A 13,085-nucleotide genomic window follows, 5' to 3' on the forward strand; every position below is an offset into this window, starting at 1 on the left:
GGCCTTTCGTCGGCCCGCCCGGACGGCCGATGTGGACTCACGTCTGGTCGCCACGTGGCGTCGCGTCCTCGCGCTCGCGTGGCCCGTGATGGCCTCCCAGACCCTCCGCACGCTGATGCGGACCGTCGACGTCCTCGTCACCGCGACGTTCTCCCCCGCCGCCGTCGTCGCCGTCGGTCTCGCCGATCTCTACGGGCGCATCCCCCTCCGTATCGGCCTCGGCTTCGGGAGCGCCGCCATCGCGCTCGCCAGCCAAGACACCGGCGCGGACGCCGACGCCAACCGCGCCGAAGCCGTCTCCAGCGCCCTCGCCATGGGCCTCCTCGCCGGCGTCCCAATCGCCCTCTGCGGCGTCTCCCTCGGCGGACCGCTCATCCGACTCTTCGGCGCGAGCGGCGCCACCGTCGCCCTCGGCGCCACCTACCTCGGCGTCGTCCTCGCCACCGCGCCCGCGCGCCACGTCTCCCTCGTCGCCTCGCGCGCCCTCCAAGGCACCGGTGACACCCGCACCCCGATGTACGTTACCGGCGTCACGAACCTCACCAACATCACCGGGTCGCTCGTCCTCGGTCTCGGCCTCCTCGGCGTGGCGTCCTACGGCGTCCTCGGCGTCGCGGCCGCCACCGCCGCCTCCAACGTCCTCTCCGCCGCCCTCCTCGTCGCCACCATCCACTACCGAAAGGCCGACCTCGCGCTCGTCCGACCGCGCGACCTCGTCGTCGCCCGCCAGCTCCTCGCCGTCGCCGCGCCCAAGATCGCCGAAGGCTTCGCCACCACGCTCGCCGAATTCCCCTTCAACGCGCTCCTCCTCGGCTTCGGCACGCCCGTCAACGCCGGCTTCCAGATCGGCCGACGCGTCTACCAACAGGTCACCGGGCCGCTCTCCCGGGGGTACAGAACCGCCGTCGGCGTCCTCGTCGGCCACGCGCTCGGCGACGGCGACCCCGGCGAAGCGCGCTATCGCGGCTGGGCGACCACCGGCCTCGCCGTCGGCACCGTCGGCACCATCGGCCTCGTGCTCGTCGCCCTCGCCCCCGACGCCGTTCGCCTCCTCGCCGGCGGCTCGCCCGACGCGCTCCCCTACGCGACCTCGTTCGCGCGCGTCTACGGCTACACCGCCGCGTTCGTCGCCGCGTTCACCGTCCTCTCCGGCGCGCTCGGTGGGGCCTCCGAGACCCGCATCCCGCTCTTCGCGCGCACCACCGGCGTCTTCGGCGGCCTCGTCGGGGGCACCTACGCGCTCGGCGTCGTCCTCGGCTGGGGACCCCTCGGCGCCTACGTCGCCGTCGGCGGCCAGTACGTCTGGATGGCCGCCGTCGCCGTCGTCGGCTTCGCCTGCTCCGACTGGGCGCGACGCGCCACCGACATGATGGCCGAACGCGGGAGCACCACCCCCGACGACTAGAGGAACTGCTCGAGCTGGCGCGTCCGGCGCTCGACGTCGAAGAACGGCTCGAGCGAATCGTCGGCCGCGAGACGCTCGAAGAAGAGCAACACGTCCGCGCCGCGCGTCTCCGCGTCCGTCGCCACCGCCTCGATCTCCGCGCGATAGAGGACGAGCGACTCCACGAGCGCGAGCAGGCACGCGAGCGCCGCGCCCGCCTCCTCGTTCGGCGGGAACGCGTCGCTGACCGTCCGGAAATCCGGGTTCTCCTCCGGCGGGTCGTCGACCGGCGCGACCGCGAGACAGCGCGTACAGAGCTCCGCGCCCGGGCGGTCGTCCGGGAGATACTCGCCCAACGCCTCGGGGACGCGAAACGCGACCGTCTCGGCGCCACAGCGCTGACAGGACATACCGGCCCTCGGCGCGCCGACGACATAGCTCCGGCGACGAGAGAACGAGCAGACGGCGAGAAACGAGAGAACGGGGAAACGGGAGAACGGGAAGGAAACCGGCTGCGCGAGGAGTCAGTCCGCGGACTCGGCCGCCGACTCGGCCTCCGCGGCCGCCGCGCGCTCCTCCTCTTCCTTCTTGTTCTTCACCTTCTTCATGCGGAAGATCTCCTCGCGCTCCTGCTCCTCGAGCTTCTGCTCGATGTAGTCCTGCGAGTCGTAGAGGTCCGGCAGGACCGTGAACTCGAGGGCGTTCACGCGGCGCTTCGTGCTCTCGATCTCGTCGAGGAGCTTCTTCATCGCCGTCTCGACCTCGGCGGCGAGCACGATGGTTTCGAGGAGCTCCTCGTAGGCCTCGGCGGCCTCGTCGATGCGGGAGCTCGTGCCGATGACGCCGTAGCCACGCTGATCGAGGCTCTTCTGGACGCGCGAGGCCTCGATCTGCGGGACGACGACGCCCATGATGTTGTGCGACTCCACCGTTATCTCCGGGTGGTCCTTCAGCGCCGCCGCCGCGCCGCGTACCGCGACGTCGCCCTCCATCGCGCGCGCCATGTTGATGGTGCGCTGGGCGTCCTCGTAGTCCTGCTCGAGGTCCGCGCGGACGTCCTGCGCCTGATCGAGGATGTCCATGAACTCCATGATGAGGCCGTCACGCTTCTGCTCGAGCGTGTCGTGGCCCCGCTCGGAGAGGTCGATGCGGTCCTCGATCTCCATCAGGTTCTTCCGCGTCGGCTTGACGTCCTCGGCCATCGTTCGTTAGGCCTCCGCTTCCTCGGTATCGCCGCCCTCGGCCTCCTCGGCGTCGGACGGCTCGTCGCCGTAGTACTCCTCGATGTGCTCCTCGTCGATCCGCGAGAGCTCCGTCTTCGGGAGGATGGAGAGGACGTCCCACGCCTGATCGAGCGTCTCCTCGATGGTGCGGTCCGTGTGGAAGCCCTGGTCGACGAACTCCTGCTCGAAGGCCTCAGCGAAGTCGAGGACCTTGTTGTCGCGCTCGTCGAGCGCTTCGCGCCCGACGATGTTCACGAGGTCGCGCAGGTCCTTCCCCTCCGCGTAGGACGCGAAGAGCTGGTCGGAGACCCCGGAGTGGTCGGCGCGGGTGATGCCCTCGCCGATGCCGTCGTCCATCAGACGCGAGAGCGACGGCAGCACGTCGATCGGCGGCTCGACGCCCTGACTGTTCAGCTCGCGGCCGAGCATGATCTGACCCTCCGTGATGTACCCCGTGAGGTCGGGGATCGGGTGGGTGTCGTCGTCGCCCGGCATCGTCAGGATCGGGATCTGCGTCACGGAGCCGTCCTCGCCCTCGAGGCGCCCGGCGCGCTCGTAGAGCTGGGCGAGGTCCGTGTACATGTAGCCCGGGTAGCCACGGCGGCCCGGGACCTCCTCGCGCGCCGCGCCGATCTCGCGCAGCGCCTCACAGTAGTTCGTCATGTCCGTGAGGATCGTGAGGACGTGGTAGTCCTTCTCGAACGCGAGGTACTCGGCGGTCGTCAGCGCCATGCGCGGCGTGACCGTCCGCTCGACGGCGGGGTCGTCCGCGAGGTTCAGGAAGACGACGCTGCGCTCGAGCGCGCCCGTGCGCTCGAAGTCGTCCATGAACTCGTTGGCCTCCTCCTGCGTGATGCCCATGCCGGCGAAGACGACGGCGAACTCCGTCTCCTCGCCCTCCTCGGCGACGTCCTCCGGGACGGTCGCCTGGCGAGCGATCTGGAGTGCGAGATCGCTGTGCGGGAGCCCCGACGCGCTGAAGATCGGAAGCTTCTGCCCGCGCACGAGCGTGTTCATCCCGTCGATGGCGGAGATACCCGTCTGGATGAACTCCTCGGGGTACTCGCGGGCGTTCGGGTTGATCGCCGCGCCGACGATGTTGCGGCGCTCGTCCGGGACGATGTCCGGGCCGCCGTCGATGGGGTTGCCGGAGCCGTCGAGGACGCGCCCGAGGAGATCCTCGGTGACCGGGAGCTTGAGCGTCTCGCCGAGGAAGCGGACGGAGGCGTCCCGCCCGATACCCTCGGTGCCCTCGAAGACCTGAATCGCGACGAACTCTTCTGCGGTCTCGAGAACCTGACCGCGCTTGACCTCCCCGCTCGGCGTCTCGATCTCGACGATCTCGTCGTAGCCGATGGGTTCGTCGGTCTCGACGTACACCAGCGGACCGCTGACTTCCGTGATTGTCTGGTACTCTTTCATTAGTAGAGGGCCTGGAGCTGTTCCGTGATCTCTGCTTCGAGTTCCTCGACGTACTCCTCGTAGTCCTCCTGCGTCGCGATCCGGTTGAGCCGGGGCGCGGCGTCGATGGACGTGATCTCTTCGACGGGCGCACCCGCCTCGAGAGCGGCGAACGCCTCGTCGTTGTAGGTGTGGATCGCCGTGAGGATCTCGTAGGTCTTCTCCGGCGGCGAGAAGGTGTCCACGTCGTGGAAGGCGTCCTGCTGGAGGAACGCCTCGCGCAGGTAGCGCGCGACGTCGAGCGTGAGCTGCTGGTCGTCCGGCAGGGCGTCGCGCCCGACGAGCTGGACGATTTCCTGCAGTTCGTCCTCCTCGTCGAGGACGTCGACCGCCCACTGGCGCTCCTCCGGCCAGTCGCCCGCGACGTTGTCTTCGAACCACGGGTCGAGCTGGTCCTTGTAGAGCGAGTAGGACTCCGTCCAGTTGATCGACGGGAAGTGCCGGGACTCCGCGAGGTCCGCGTCGAGCGCCCAGAACGTCTTCACGATACGGAGCGTGTTCTGCGTGACCGGCTCGGAGAAGTCACCGCCCGGCGGGCTGACCGCGCCCACGACGGAGACCGACCCCTCGTTCCCGCTCAGCGTCTCGAAGCGACCCGCGCGCTCGTAGAACTGCGCGAGGCGCGCCGCGAGATACGCGGGGTACCCCTCCTCGCCGGGCATCTCCTCGAGACGCGAGGAGATCTCGCGCATCGCCTCCGCCCACCGCGAGGTGGAGTCGGCCATCAGCGCGACGTCGTAGCCCATGTCGCGGTAGAACTCCGCGATGGTGATACCCGTGTAGATGCAGGACTCGCGGGCCGCGACCGGCATGTTCGAGGTGTTCGCGATGAGCGTCGTCCGCGCCATCAGCGGGTTGCCGGACTTCGGGTCCGTGAGGTCGGGGAAGTCCTCGATGACCTCCGTCATCTCGTTCCCGCGCTCGCCACAGCCGATGTAGACGACGATGTCCGCGTCACTCCACTTCGCGAGCTGCTGCTGGGTGACGGTCTTCCCGGAACCGAACGGACCCGGGATGGCGGCCGTCCCGCCCTTCGCGATGGGGAAGAGGCCGTCCTGCACGCGCTGGCCGGTGATGAGGGGCTCGGTCGGCGTGAACTTCTCCTCGGAGGGACGGGCCTGTCGGACCGGCCACTCCTGGTGCATCGTCACTTCCTCGCCGTTGTCGAGGACGACGATCGGCTCGGTGACGACGTGCTCGCCGCCGTTGACCTCGACGACCTCGCCGCCCTCGAAGGTCGGGGGGACGAGGACCTTGTGCTCGATGCTGACCGTCTCGGGAACGGTCCCGACCTGGTCGCCGGGTTCGACGACGTCGCCCTCGGAGACCGTCGGGGAGAAGTCCCACGACTTCTCGAGGTCGATACCGGGGGCGTCGACCCCACGGTCGAGGAACGCGCCCATCTCGTCCTCGAGGACGTCGAGCGGGCGCTGGACGCCGTCGTAGATGGTGTCCAGCACGCCCGGACCGAGGTCGACGGTCAGGGGTTCGCCGGTGTTCTCGACGGGCTCACCCGGGGAGACGCCGGACGTCTCCTCGTAGACCTGGATCGTCGTCGTGTCGCCCTCTATCTCGATGACCTCGCCCATCAGCCCTTCGTCGCCGACGTAGACGACGTCGTTCATCTGGGCGTTGAGGCCCGTGGCGGTCACGACCGGACCGCTCACGCTCGCGATTTCGCCGGAGTCTGTTACGGTGTCTGTCTGACTCATTCGTTCTCACCTTCGTCTTGCGCCATCAGGTCGATACCGATGGCGCGCTTGATCTGGTCGCGCATCCCGCTGCTCCCGCCGGCGCCGCCACCGATGGTGACGACGGTCGGCTCGACGCTCGTCTCCACGCGCTCCCGGACGGTCCGCGAGAGGTAGTCGAGGTCGTCGGCGTGCATCACGATGATGCCGACGTCCTCCGTGGCGAAGACGTCCTCGACGGCGTCGTCGAGCGCCTCGCCCTTCTCCTCCTCGGGAACGTTCCGGAACTCGCGGACGCCCGCGAGTCGGAAGCCCGTCGTGAACTCGGCAGTGCCGACGACGGCGATCTCCTGACTCATAGCATCACCAGTTCCCGTTCGATCTCCTCTTGGCTCAGCCCGACCTCCCGACCGCGCGCGATCGCGCGGATGTTGTCGACCTCCCGCTCCTTCGCGAGAACGAACGCGAGGACGGGACAGACCGACAGCGGGAAGACGTGCGAGAGATGGTCGGCGTAGCCGAGGAGCGCGGCGTCGAGCGCGTGCTCGAAGCCGATGAGCGACTCGGTGGACTCGAGCGTTTCGAGGGCCGGGCCGACCTCGTCACCGTAGCGGCTGTCGCGCAGGCGGGCGACGAGTTCGTCGCGGTTGCCGACGAGCGATGCGAGCTCGTTCGCCTCGAAGAGCCGACCGCCCTCGATGTAGTAGTCCGCCGGGTCCATCTCCCCGCCGCTGCGGGCGATTCGGAACGCGTTCCGGACGTTCCGGAAGTCGACCTCCGCCTGCAGGAACTTCACGAACTCCCGCGTCCCGCTCTCCGTCGTGGCGTTCAGGCCACGGAGGAGGTTGTCGTAGAACGTCCGGTCGACGGCGTTCTCGAGCGGGACGAGCGACCCCGTCTCCTCGTAGTCGTCGAGCGCGTCCTGCAGGGACGCGCCGAAGAGCGTTCCCTCGAGCGTCTCGACGACCTCCTCGACCGCCGCGCACTCCTGTAGGCGCGTGAGGAGGCGCTCGCCGAACTCGCCGGCGTGGATGAAGTCGTCCTCGATGACGGTCGACTCCGTCTCCGAGTAGACGCCACGAAGCGCCGTCTTCGCGTTCCACGCGTCGAACTTCCGGAGGTAGCGCGAGATAAGGTCGTAGAGCGTCCCCTGCGACCACTCGAGGAGGTCCTCGAAGTGCCGCGCGAGGTTGCGGTTGAGCGCGTACTCCACGAGGTCTACGCCCGTGTAGCGCGACCCGAGCGCGTTGATCTCGGGTCCGTACTCGGTCTCCTCCATGAAACGGGCGATCTCGCTCGGACCCATGCGGGTGAGCTTGTCGTACTCCTCCTCACCGAAGAGGGCCGCCCAGCGCGAACGCACACGGGCGTTCACGTAGGAGTAGTTCGACGCGTCGCGACTGATGACGTTCATTGCTCGTCGAACAGTCGGTCGGAGATCTGCTTCAGTTCGTCCTCCCAGACGTCCGCGAGGACGCTGTCGAACGTGTTCTTCACTCGGACGCGCGAGCTCTCGCTCTCGACGACGACGCCGCCGAGGCAGTCTATTTCGCCGGCCGGAGCGACGTTCTGTCGCCCCTCGAGGAGCTCCTCGATGAGCGCCTCGTCGCCGGCTGCGTAGTGGACGGCGAGCTGCGCGTCCTCGGCGAACTCCCCGAGGGAGTTCGTGAGGAGCGACTCGGTGAGCTCCCGACGCTGGTCTGCGTCGAGGTCGGCGATACGCGACTCGACACGGTCGCGGACGTCGTCGAGCGCTTCGCGCCGCGCGCTCATCCGCTCGTGCTTGGCTTCGAGCTTCGCGCTGGAGAGCTCCTGCTCGCGCAGCTGGTCGATCTCCCGCTCGACCTCGGCTTCGGCGTCGGAGACGATCTCCTCGGCCTCCGACTCGGCGTCGGAGACGATCTCCTCGGCCTCCGACTCGGCGTCCTGACGGATGGCCTCGGCCTGTTCCTCGGCCTCCTCCCGGATTTCTTCCGCGACCGTTTCGAGACTCATCGTGAGATTACTGGACCAGGAAGATCACGACGATCGCGAGGATGACGAGCGTCTCCGGGAGGACGGTGAACAGCAGGCCGATCCCGAAGAAGTCGCTGTCCTCAGCGATGGCGCCGACGGCCGCAGCGCCGATGCCGCCTTCCGCGATCCCCGCGCCGAGCGCGGCGACGCCGACGCCGAGCGCGGCGAGGCCGATCTGGATGTTGCCCGAGAGTTCCGCGGGCAGGAGGACGTCGTTGAGAAGCGGTGCGATAGCGTTGACGAATGCGATGAATTCGAGCATGACTGATTAGTCCTGTGTGGTGTAGGTTCGCTGGTGGCCGAACGGTTCGTATTTCTCCCCACCGCCTTCATAAAACTTCCCAAAGAACTCGACGTATTCCAGACGAACGGCCTGTAGACCGGCGCTGGTAACCCCGAGGGCAAGCACTAAGGCGTGGCCGAGAACGAAGATGACGAGGCCGCCGAGTACGGCCGTGATCGGGCCGTGAACGAGGCCGCCGAACATCAGCTCGGCACCGGAGTGGTGTGCCTGTACGTAGCTCCAATCGTGGTTGAGCATGAAGTGGAACTCGCCTTCGGCGGACCGGTACGCGCCGAAGAAGAGCAGGTTGACGACGAACGCCATCCCGCCCTTCGCGAGCATGACCGCCGCGAGCCGCGTGTAGGAGAGGACGTGCGTGAGCGAGTTCAGCGCGCCCTCGACGGCGCCGATCGCGCCCTCAGCGTAGATGAGGAGGACGTAGCCGACGAGGCCGACGGCGAGTGCCGCCCACCCGACCGTCGCGGAGAACCCGGTGAAGCCGAGCGGCTGCCCGGCGAGGGTCTGGAAGAGGATGGGGGGTTTGGCGCTGTCGAGCGCGTGGCTGAAGACCCAGACCCACATGCCGATCATGAGGATCGCCCACGACGCGCCCTCCGTGAGTGCGTCCCACGGGCTGTGGTGGAGGCGCTTGTAGGTGTCGATGGCGTACCCGAGCGTGAGGTGACCGAGCGCGACGAGGATGGAGACGATGAGCCAGAGACGGGCCCAGTCCGCGTTCGCCGGCATCAGCCCCTTGTGAAGCGGCGGATGGCCGCTCCAGAGGTACTCACTGATGAGGTGGAAACCGAACACCTCCCCGTAGAGGACGCCGAACACGATCGTCGCGAGGCCCGAGATGACCGCGACGCCGCCGAGCGACGCGAGCGCGGCGCTGTCGAGTCGGGTGTACATCCACCAGCCGGCGGCCGTGTAGAGGACACCGTACCCGACGTCGCCGATCATGAAGCCGTAGAAGACCGGGAACGTCAGGAAGAGGATGATCGTCGGGTCGAGGTCGAAGTAGTTCGGCCGGTTGATGACCCGGACGAGCATCTCGAAGGGCTCTGCGACCTTCGGGTTCTTCTGGACGACCGGCGGCCGGTCGACGGTGCCGCCGTCGGTCGCGGCTTCCTGCTCGCCGTGGCCGATTTCGTGCTCGGGCGGCTCGTACTCGGCGCGCTCGAGTTCCTCGACCTCGACGCGCTCGCCGAGTTCGTCCTTGAGCGCGCTCGCGTAGGACTCGTAGTCCGGCGTCGGGATCCAGCCCTCCGCGACGAAGGCGTGCTCGGTCGTCGCGAAGCGCAGCGGCGCTTCGGTCTTCTGGACCTCGATGGTGAGCTTCTCCTCGGCGGCGAGGAGGAAGCCGGCGTGTTCGAGGCGCAGACTATCGAGGTCGCTCTCGACGCTCTCGAGGTCGGACGCGAGCTGCTGCTTGCGGTGTTCGAGCCGCTGCAGGTACTCCTCGGGGGATTCCTGGGCGTCCGGGACCCCGTAGCGCTCGACGTCGAGGCCGACGAAGACCTCGGAGAGCGCGTCCGCGGGCGCACCCGATTCGGGGTACGCGATCGCGGCGAAGACGTCGCCCTCGCTGAACACCTCGTAGGACTGGATCGCGCTCGCGTCGGCGAGCGCGTGTCCCACCGCGTCCGTGTCGCCTTCGCCGACGACGACGTCGAGGCTGTCGTACCCCTGAAGCAGATCGAGGTCGATGCCGAGCTCGACGAACGGCTCGGCGGCCGCGATCTCCTCCTCGAGGTCCTCGAGGTCGTCCACGAGGTCGTCGCGCCGGTCGTCGAGTTCGTTCACCTGCCGGCGGACGGACTCGAACTCCTCATCGAGCGCCTCGTCGGTGACGATGCGCGCGGGACCCGCGTCCTCCTCGGAGACGCCGAGGATGTTGATGAGCGAGCGGACGGTGACGAGCTTCTCGGACGCCGCCTCGGCGCCTTCGAGGGGGCTACCGGACGCGAAGCCCTCGTGCTCGCCCGTGTAGTCGGTGAGGTGGACGACGCGCTGGTCGTGCGTGACCTCGATGACGTCCTGAATGACGTTCTTGGTGCCCGTGACGGACACCTTGCTCATCTGCTCAGGTCTGAGCATGCACCGCCTCCTCGAACTGGTCGAGGGCGTACTCGACGGCCTCGTCGGCGTTCTCTTCGGCCGTCGCGCGGAGCTGCTCGCGCTCCGCTTCGCCCTCTTCGATGATGCGGTCGCTCTCGGCCTCGATCTGCTCGCGGGCGTCGGCGAGTTGCTGTTCTTTCAGCTCGGCCGCTTCTTCTTCTGCCTCTTGCCGGATCTCATCGGCCCGTTGCCGGGCCTCGGCGAGGCGCTCCTCGCGCTCTTGCTCGGCGTCGGCGACGATGTCGTCGGCGTCCTGCTCGGCCTCCTGTATTCGTTCTAGAACCTCTGGCCTCGGCATGGGCTAACGGGGAGGAATTGAACGAACGCGTATAAGGTAGTTGCGGAACGGACGGACGGCTGAAAGACAGGAACTTATGTCCGAGGCCACGCTACGAGTCGACAATGGGAGTCCTCGAAGACAAAGCGCGGGCCCGGCTCTTCTACCGGTACCTCTCGAAGGTGTACGACCGCGTCAACCCGTTCATCTGGAACGAGTCGATGCGGGCCGAAGCCCTCGAAATGCTCGCGCTGGATGCTGGCGACCGGGTCCTCGACGTCGGCTGTGGGACCGGCTTCGGGACGGAGGGCCTCCTCGAGCACACCGAGGAGGTCTACGCGCTCGACCAGAGCGAGGGCCAACTGGAGAAGGCGTGGGAGAAGCTCGGGAAGCACGACCCCGTGCGGTTCACGTTCGGGGACGCCGAGCGCCTGCCGTTCGCGGACGACAGCTTCGACGCGGTCTGGTCGTCGGGCTCCATCGAGTACTGGCCGAACCCGGTTGCGGCGCTCCGTGAGTTCCGCCGCGTCGTGAAGCCCGGGGGAAAGGTGCTCGTCGTCGGCCCGAACTACCCGCGCTCGACGCTCTTCCAGAAGCTCGCGGACGCGATAATGCTCTTCTACGACGAGGCGGAGGCGGACCGGATGTTCCGCGACGCCGGCTTCGAGGCCATCGAGCACCGGACGATGGGGCCGTCCTACAAGCCCGACGTCGCCATCACGACGCTCGCGCGCGTTCCCGAGCAGTAACGACGCGCGTCTCGACGACGGCGATTCGGGTCCCGTTCCGATAGAGGCGTATAGTGACGCGTGCGCCCGCATCGAGCGCGGTGTTGGTTCCGGCGAGGCGGAGCGTCGCGCGCTCGCCGACCGTCCACGTCGGGTCGGTGGCGGCGTTGAACGGGCCGCCGGGCGCGCCGTCGAATCCCGGAGCACCGACGAACGGCACGGTCGGCTGCTGGCGGAGCGGCGTCCCGCCGACGGCGACGACGACGCGCAGGTCGCGGACGTCGAGCGCCGGTCCCGCGCGGTAGGTGAGGGCGAGCGTCCCGTCGCTCGTGGCGTGTGCGTCGACGACGCTGGGCGTCGCGGGCGTCACGATGGCTGTAGATCCGGCGTCGGTGACGGTGACGGCGACGGCGCTCGCGGCGCCGACGCAGCACGCGAGGAGGAGGACGACGCCGACGACGGGCGCGACGCCGCGCGAGGTGTGGGTCACGCGCTCCGATGGACGCGCTATCGGAGAAGAAGGTTCGCCTCAGGCCGAGGCGGCGCTGGTGTCGAGCGTGACGGTCGTCCCGTCGTGTTCGGCGGTCACGTTGTACCCGCCGGACGGGGCGAGCGCCCAGACGACGCCGGTGTCGGGGTCGGTGGTGCCGACGGTGGTTCCGTTGACGCGGACGGTCGCGTCGAGCGGGTCCCCGGCGTCGTTGTACACGGCGACGCGGAGCGGGCCGCCGGCGTACGTCCGATTGACGGCGAGCGTCACGGGCCCCTGCGTGCGGGTGACGGCCGCGCCGGTGACGATGTCGGCGGTCGCGAGGCGCTTGTCCTCGCGGTAGACGCTGTCCGTGCTCGGGTCGAAGTAGACGACGAGCGTGCTCTGTGCGTCGGAGCCCCGGTTGTAGCCGAGGACCGCACGGTAGAGGTGGGCGTCGGCGGGGGCGCTGAACGAGCGGAACCCGCCGTTCGAGGAGGAGAGGTTCGTCGTGGTCGGGTAGAGGCGCTCGAGGGAGTCGAGGAACGCACCGAGGTCGACGTTCGAGGCGGGAACGGCGTCGTAGTTATCGACGCGATACGTCGTGTGGTAGTACGTGTCGTCGTCGAGCGCGGCGAGCGAGAGACCGGACGGTGACGCGGCGACGTAGACGCGCATCGGGGCGCGCTCGCCGGCGATGGCGTCGCCGAGCTCGGCGTGGAGCGACTCGCCGGTTCCGACACCGTAGGCGGCGAGTTCACCACGGAGTGCGGTGAGCCGGTCGCGAGCGACGGCGGCGTTCTCGTCGGAGAGCTCGCCGGCGTGCTCTCTGAGCGTGGCGATGTACGTGGCGAGCGCGTCGGCGCGAGCGCTGTCGAGGGCGACGCGGTGGACGAGCGCGGCTGCGGAGAGCTCGCCCTCGACGTAGGCCTCGCGTGCGGCCGCCTCGTCGGCCGCGATGGCGGCGGTCCGGTTCGCGGCGGCGTCGGTGGCGTTGCGGATGACGGCGAGGCGTTCGGCGTCGGTGGACGCGGCCGCCCAGCGGGACTCGAAGCCGTACGTCGCGTAGCGGCCGTCGAAGGAGGCGCTCGCGGCGCCCACGGTGACGGTGACGGTCGGGCCGGTCGTCGTGAACCCGGCGGCGTTCGGGTCGCCGAGGCGGAGGACGTTCGTCGTGTTCGCCGTGGCGGCGTTCGCGGCGGGCGCCGTCGTCGCGGCCTCGGCGCTGCCGGTGAACGGAGCCGCATCGGTCGCGCCACCGAACGCGGCCACGGGTGCCGCGAGGAGGAGGAGGGCGGCGAGCAGGACGGGGAGCCTGGACATAGCCGTTATTTGCGCGGCTGCCGACAAAAACGATGCGGAGTGTTCGGGCATCGAGCGGCCGTCTTCCGGGAATCGCGCGCCGTACGGGTGATGGAAAGCGTTTTGCCGC

At 68.8% G+C, this 13,085-nt stretch carries 14 protein-coding genes; 2 read left to right on the forward strand and 12 right to left on the reverse strand.

From position 1 onward, the window contains the following. Window positions 1-88: 88 nt before the first annotated feature. Entirely contained in the window at window positions 89-1,405 is a 1,317-nt protein-coding gene (locus IEY12_RS05200) for an MATE family efflux transporter (protein WP_188880362.1), read from the forward strand. Here the strand turns inward: IEY12_RS05200 and IEY12_RS05205 are convergent. From IEY12_RS05205 to ahaH, 10 genes are all read right to left on the reverse strand, one after another. Then, window positions 1,402-1,794: a DUF6276 family protein gene (locus IEY12_RS05205; RefSeq protein ID WP_188879931.1), complete on the reverse strand. Its 393-nt coding sequence runs from the start codon at window positions 1,792-1,794 to the stop codon at window positions 1,402-1,404. The two genes, IEY12_RS05200 and IEY12_RS05205, sit on opposite strands and share 4 nt — an antisense overlap. A 114-nt stretch (window positions 1,795-1,908) precedes the next feature. Then, window positions 1,909-2,586: a V-type ATP synthase subunit D gene (locus tag IEY12_RS05210; protein WP_188879933.1), complete on the reverse strand. Its 678-nt coding sequence runs from the start codon at window positions 2,584-2,586 to the stop codon at window positions 1,909-1,911. 6 nt (window positions 2,587-2,592) lie between these two features. Continuing rightward, window positions 2,593-4,029 carry a V-type ATP synthase subunit B gene (locus tag IEY12_RS05215; protein WP_188879935.1) on the reverse strand — a complete coding sequence of 479 codons (1,437 nt, stop codon included), beginning with the start codon at window positions 4,027-4,029 and terminating at the stop codon, window positions 2,593-2,595. Then, window positions 4,029-5,780, reverse strand: coding sequence for an ATP synthase subunit A (locus IEY12_RS05220; RefSeq protein WP_188879937.1), 1,752 nt, complete (start codon window positions 5,778-5,780; stop codon window positions 4,029-4,031). The genes IEY12_RS05215 and IEY12_RS05220 overlap by 1 nt, the downstream gene beginning before the upstream one ends. Continuing rightward, the gene (locus tag IEY12_RS05225; protein ID WP_188879939.1) at window positions 5,777-6,118 is read right to left on the reverse strand and encodes a V-type ATP synthase subunit F; all 342 of its coding nucleotides are present in this window, start codon (window positions 6,116-6,118) and stop codon (window positions 5,777-5,779) included. Before IEY12_RS05225 ends, IEY12_RS05220 begins: the two co-directional genes overlap by 4 nt. After that, window positions 6,115-7,173: a V-type ATP synthase subunit C gene (locus tag IEY12_RS05230; RefSeq protein ID WP_188879943.1), complete on the reverse strand. Its 1,059-nt coding sequence runs from the start codon at window positions 7,171-7,173 to the stop codon at window positions 6,115-6,117. The genes IEY12_RS05225 and IEY12_RS05230 overlap by 4 nt, the downstream gene beginning before the upstream one ends. Then, window positions 7,170-7,754 (reverse strand): V-type ATP synthase subunit E, encoded by a 585-nt coding sequence (locus tag IEY12_RS05235; protein WP_188879948.1) that lies wholly within the window; start codon window positions 7,752-7,754, stop codon window positions 7,170-7,172. The genes IEY12_RS05230 and IEY12_RS05235 overlap by 4 nt, the downstream gene beginning before the upstream one ends. A 7-nt stretch (window positions 7,755-7,761) precedes the next feature. Next, complete coding sequence (locus IEY12_RS05240) at window positions 7,762-8,037, reverse strand: F0F1 ATP synthase subunit C (protein WP_123074920.1); 276 nt, start codon at window positions 8,035-8,037, stop codon at window positions 7,762-7,764. 6 nt (window positions 8,038-8,043) lie between these two features. Next, complete coding sequence (locus IEY12_RS05245) at window positions 8,044-10,158, reverse strand: V-type ATP synthase subunit I (protein ID WP_188879958.1); 2,115 nt, start codon at window positions 10,156-10,158, stop codon at window positions 8,044-8,046. Continuing rightward, window positions 10,145-10,477 (reverse strand): ATP synthase archaeal subunit H, encoded by a 333-nt coding sequence (gene ahaH / locus IEY12_RS05250; protein WP_188879960.1) that lies wholly within the window; start codon window positions 10,475-10,477, stop codon window positions 10,145-10,147. The genes IEY12_RS05245 and ahaH overlap by 14 nt, the downstream gene beginning before the upstream one ends. Before the next feature lie 104 nt (window positions 10,478-10,581). Here ahaH and IEY12_RS05255 point away from each other — a divergent pair, with 104 nt between their 5' ends. Continuing rightward, a complete protein-coding gene (locus tag IEY12_RS05255; RefSeq protein WP_188879962.1) occupies window positions 10,582-11,205 on the forward strand; it encodes a methyltransferase domain-containing protein in 624 nt (207 codons plus the stop codon). Here the strand turns inward: IEY12_RS05255 and IEY12_RS05260 are convergent. Both IEY12_RS05260 and IEY12_RS05265 read right to left on the reverse strand, forming a co-directional pair. After that, the gene (locus tag IEY12_RS05260) at window positions 11,174-11,674 is read right to left on the reverse strand and encodes a type IV pilin N-terminal domain-containing protein (RefSeq protein WP_188879968.1); all 501 of its coding nucleotides are present in this window, start codon (window positions 11,672-11,674) and stop codon (window positions 11,174-11,176) included. The genes IEY12_RS05255 and IEY12_RS05260 overlap by 32 nt on opposite strands. A 39-nt stretch (window positions 11,675-11,713) precedes the next feature. Beyond that, on the reverse strand, window positions 11,714-12,976 hold the full coding sequence (locus IEY12_RS05265; protein ID WP_188879970.1) for a DUF7096 domain-containing protein: 1,263 nt from the start codon (window positions 12,974-12,976) through the stop codon (window positions 11,714-11,716). Window positions 12,977-13,085: the final 109 nt, after the last annotated feature.

This window comes from Halarchaeum grantii, assembly GCF_014647455.2.
Lineage (GTDB): Archaea > Halobacteriota > Halobacteria > Halobacteriales > Halobacteriaceae > Halarchaeum > Halarchaeum grantii.

Bases quoted from the DNA above. Each gene is read 5' to 3' on its own strand.
- IEY12_RS05200 (WP_188880362.1), top strand. From the start codon at position 89: ATGGCCTCCCAGACCCTCCGCACGCTGATGCGGACCGTCGACGTCCTC.
- IEY12_RS05205 (WP_188879931.1), bottom strand. From the start codon at position 1,794: ATGTCCTGTCAGCGCTGTGGCGCCGAGACGGTCGCGTTTCGCGTCCCC.
- IEY12_RS05210 (WP_188879933.1), bottom strand. From the start codon at position 2,586: ATGGCCGAGGACGTCAAGCCGACGCGGAAGAACCTGATGGAGATCGAG.
- IEY12_RS05215 (WP_188879935.1), bottom strand. From the start codon at position 4,029: ATGAAAGAGTACCAGACAATCACGGAAGTCAGCGGTCCGCTGGTGTAC.
- IEY12_RS05220 (WP_188879937.1), bottom strand. From the start codon at position 5,780: ATGAGTCAGACAGACACCGTAACAGACTCCGGCGAAATCGCGAGCGTG.
- IEY12_RS05225 (WP_188879939.1), bottom strand. From the start codon at position 6,118: ATGAGTCAGGAGATCGCCGTCGTCGGCACTGCCGAGTTCACGACGGGC.
- IEY12_RS05230 (WP_188879943.1), bottom strand. From the start codon at position 7,173: ATGAACGTCATCAGTCGCGACGCGTCGAACTACTCCTACGTGAACGCC.
- IEY12_RS05235 (WP_188879948.1), bottom strand. From the start codon at position 7,754: ATGAGTCTCGAAACGGTCGCGGAAGAAATCCGGGAGGAGGCCGAGGAA.
- IEY12_RS05240 (WP_123074920.1), bottom strand. From the start codon at position 8,037: ATGCTCGAATTCATCGCATTCGTCAACGCTATCGCACCGCTTCTCAAC.
- IEY12_RS05245 (WP_188879958.1), bottom strand. From the start codon at position 10,158: ATGCTCAGACCTGAGCAGATGAGCAAGGTGTCCGTCACGGGCACCAAG.
- ahaH (WP_188879960.1), bottom strand. From the start codon at position 10,477: ATGCCGAGGCCAGAGGTTCTAGAACGAATACAGGAGGCCGAGCAGGAC.
- IEY12_RS05255 (WP_188879962.1), top strand. From the start codon at position 10,582: ATGGGAGTCCTCGAAGACAAAGCGCGGGCCCGGCTCTTCTACCGGTAC.
- IEY12_RS05265 (WP_188879970.1), bottom strand. From the start codon at position 12,976: ATGTCCAGGCTCCCCGTCCTGCTCGCCGCCCTCCTCCTCCTCGCGGCA.